Below are 3,087 nucleotides of genomic sequence, written 5' to 3'. Positions count from 1 at the left end.
GGACAACCCATGGCTGATAACACCAAGCAATTTCGTTGGATTGTTTTACTGAAAGAAAACTTAGAATGTTTGTTTGCCAACGACCCCCAGGTATTTGTTGCAGGGGATTTACTCTGGTATCCCGTTGAAGGAAGCCCCAATATCCGCGTTGCCCCCGATGTCTTTGTTGTGTTTGGAAGACCCAAGGGAGATAGGGGTTCCTATCGTCAGTGGCAGGAAGATAATATTCCCCCCCAGGTTGTCTTTGAAATATTGTCCCCAGGGAATAGCATCAAAGAAATGACGAAAAAGCTCCAATTTTATAGCCGTTATGGCGTAGAAGAATATTATATTTACGATCCAGACTGCCAAGAATTAGTGGGTTTACAACGATCAGCGGATGAACTTACCGTTATTGAAGACATCAACAATTGGCAAAGTCCACTGTTGAGGATTAGCTTCGTGTTAACTCCAGAAGGATTGAATGTCTATTACCCCAATGGACGACCATTTTTAACAACGGTGGAGCTATCCCAACAGGTTGAATCTGAAAAAGAAAGGGCTGAGTTTGAAAAACAACGGGCTGAATCTGAAAAACAAAGAGCCGATCGCCTGGCGGAACAGTTGCGTTTACTGAAGGTTGACCCCATTGACCATTAAGGGTGGGGCAAGCGGGCTAGGGCTGTGAACAAGGATCGAAAAAAACACCATTTCGGTGTCCAAAGCATCCCCCCAAGCTCTGGCAATTGCCATAAACCCATCACGGCTTTAAATGTATCCCATTGCCCCCGTCGCAACTGCCGCCACGCCCCTGCCAAAATGTATTGATGAAAAAATAATTGTTTACATTGCTCCAATTCCGACCCGCTTAAAAGGTTGAACTTGGCCAGTTCCTCAAATAACCTGAATAAAATTTCCACCGTCTTTTCATGGAAAGAGGCCATGGTCAAGGCTTGGGCATGTACTCGGTAGGCTACGGTGGCTTCCCGGCAGCAATACACCCCATAGTTGGCAAACAACCGCATCCACATTTCCAGGTCACAGGGTTCCCGCCAGTCTGGATTGAAGTAACCCACCTCCACAAATAGGTCCCTTCGAATCACCACAGCAGGAAAACGTACCAAGGAAGAATTGGAAAAAAGCCTAATTAATGCATTATGGGGCGGCAAAAATTGATCCTGCTGAAATACTTGCCGTTTCATAATTCGTTCCTGGGCATCCACCACCCAGACCCCAAATAATAAAACTGGGTATTGGTTCCCTAACTCCTGCAACTTATTGACCAGCCGACCCAATCCCTGGGGCAAAAAAAAATCATCGTCATGCAGAACCATCACATACTGCCCCGTGGCCCATTGGATAGCACGGTTCCAATTTTGGGCCATGCCCAACGGCTGTTGATGATGTTCGTAGCGCCAGGAGCCTGACCAATTCTCCAACACCTCAGCGGCGATCGCCTGCCCGTGACTAGTGTCGGAATCATCGGTAATGACCACCTCTATATCAGTGCCATCCCCAACGGCGATCGACTCCAAACCCCGCCTGAGCCAACCAGGGCGGTTGTAGGCAGGAATACAAACACTCAATAAGGGCGTTTTAGGCACTACTTTCCTTTCTCCCAGCCCACCCCATCCATGGCCAAGCCGTTTGAAATTAGGATCGACTAATTATGGGGATTATCCCCTTAGCCCTGGAGCCAGCGGGCCGCATCCTTAGCGTGGTAAGTCAAAATCAAATCTGCCCCGGCCCGTTTAAAGCTGGTCAGGGTTTCCAGAGTTACTTTTTGCTCATCAATCCAACCGTTGAGGGCGGCGGCCTTCACCATGGAATATTCCCCGGAAACGTTATAGGCCGCTACCGGCAGATTGGTCATTTCCTTAATGCGCCAAATAATATCCATATAGGACAAAGCTGGTTTGACCATTACCATATCCGCTCCCTCCAGCAAATCCAATTCCACCTCTTTGAGGGCTTCCCGACTGTTGCCTGGGTCCATTTGGTACGTACGGCGATCGCCAAATTGGGGGGAGGAGTCCGCCGCATCCCGGAAGGGGCCGTAATAGGCCGAGGCATACTTAGCTGCGTAGGAAAGAATGGGAATATTTTGGAAATCATGGTCATCTAACGCTTCCCGAATGGCCTGGACAAAACCATCCATCATCCCTGAGGGCGCAATGATATCCGCCCCGGCATTGGCCTGGGAAACAGCGGTTTTCTTCAACAATTCCAGGGTGGGATCATTCAACACCCGGCCGGTCAAATCCCCAGTTTCCAAATAGCCACAGTGGCCATGGTTAGTGTATTCACACAAACAAGTATCAACAATGACCACCAAATCCGGCACCGCTTTTTTCACCGCTTCCGTCGCTTTTTGGACAATGCCACAATCATGCCAAGCTCCAGTGGCGTCGGTATCCTTATCTTCGGGAATGCCAAAGAGAATAATGGCGGGAATGCCTAAATCCCGTACTTCCTTTGCTTCATCAACAATTTTGTCCACCGATAACTGGTACACTCCTGGCATGGACACCACTTCCTTGGCAATAGCATTACCAGGCACGGCAAACAGGGGATAAATCAAATCATTGACGGTGAGGGTATTTTCCCTGACCATGCGGCGGAGAACATCGGTTTGGCGCAGACGACGGGGACGGGTGGTGGGAAACATAGTGATGACTAAATATTTTGCTTAATGTAGTTTTTTAAAATTTTTAAAGTAAAAGCCTGGCCCTAGCGATTAATTGACGTTGCCAGTTGACCAATTTTTGCCCCCTAAACCGACCCACTAACGCGACCGCAATTCCGGGGGACTTTTCTCTAGTTTCCCCCCACTGGGGGAGACAGGGGGACTTTTAAAACCCTCTCTCAGTTAACTTGAAGATGGGTTAAATCAGCTTGACAAACCGTAGACCGTAGAGGAGACCAAGGGCGACCCCGGTAAAAACAGCAATATAACCAATGAAAATGCCAACACCAGCGGCCATGATTTTGTTCCTCGCTTTGATGAAAACGTTGTAATTGTTTGCTATTGTACGATCGAGCGCCACCGATTGAACCAGCAACTTATGGCCACCACCATCCCCGTTCCCCTGCCCCAGTCCTGTCTCT

Annotated in this window: 4 protein-coding genes; 1 reads left to right on the top strand and 3 read right to left on the bottom strand. The window is 48.7% G+C overall.

The window, feature by feature from the left end:
* Positions 1-639: Uma2 family endonuclease (locus IQ219_RS18500; protein WP_194073579.1), on the top strand; the 639-nt coding region annotated here is incomplete at its 5' end.
* Here IQ219_RS18500 and IQ219_RS18495 read toward each other — a convergent pair.
* From IQ219_RS18495 to IQ219_RS20275, 3 genes are all read right to left on the bottom strand, one after another.
* Complete coding sequence (locus tag IQ219_RS18495; protein WP_194073578.1) at positions 636-1,583, bottom strand: glycosyltransferase family 2 protein; 948 nt, start codon at positions 1,581-1,583, stop codon at positions 636-638. The two genes, IQ219_RS18500 and IQ219_RS18495, sit on opposite strands and share 4 nt — an antisense overlap.
* Positions 1,584-1,663: 80 nt before the next feature.
* Entirely contained in the window at positions 1,664-2,647 is a 984-nt protein-coding gene (gene hemB / locus IQ219_RS18490; protein WP_194073577.1) for a porphobilinogen synthase, read from the bottom strand.
* A gap of 217 nt (positions 2,648-2,864) precedes the next feature.
* Positions 2,865-3,087 (bottom strand): hypothetical protein (locus IQ219_RS20275; RefSeq protein ID WP_228017346.1); only part of this gene is annotated, 223 nt, incomplete at its 5' end.

This window comes from Synechocystis sp. LEGE 06083 (assembly GCF_015207725.1).
Taxonomy (GTDB): Bacteria; Cyanobacteriota; Cyanobacteriia; order Cyanobacteriales; family Microcystaceae; genus Synechocystis; species Synechocystis salina.
This window is presented reverse-complemented; position numbering and strand designations above follow the sequence as displayed.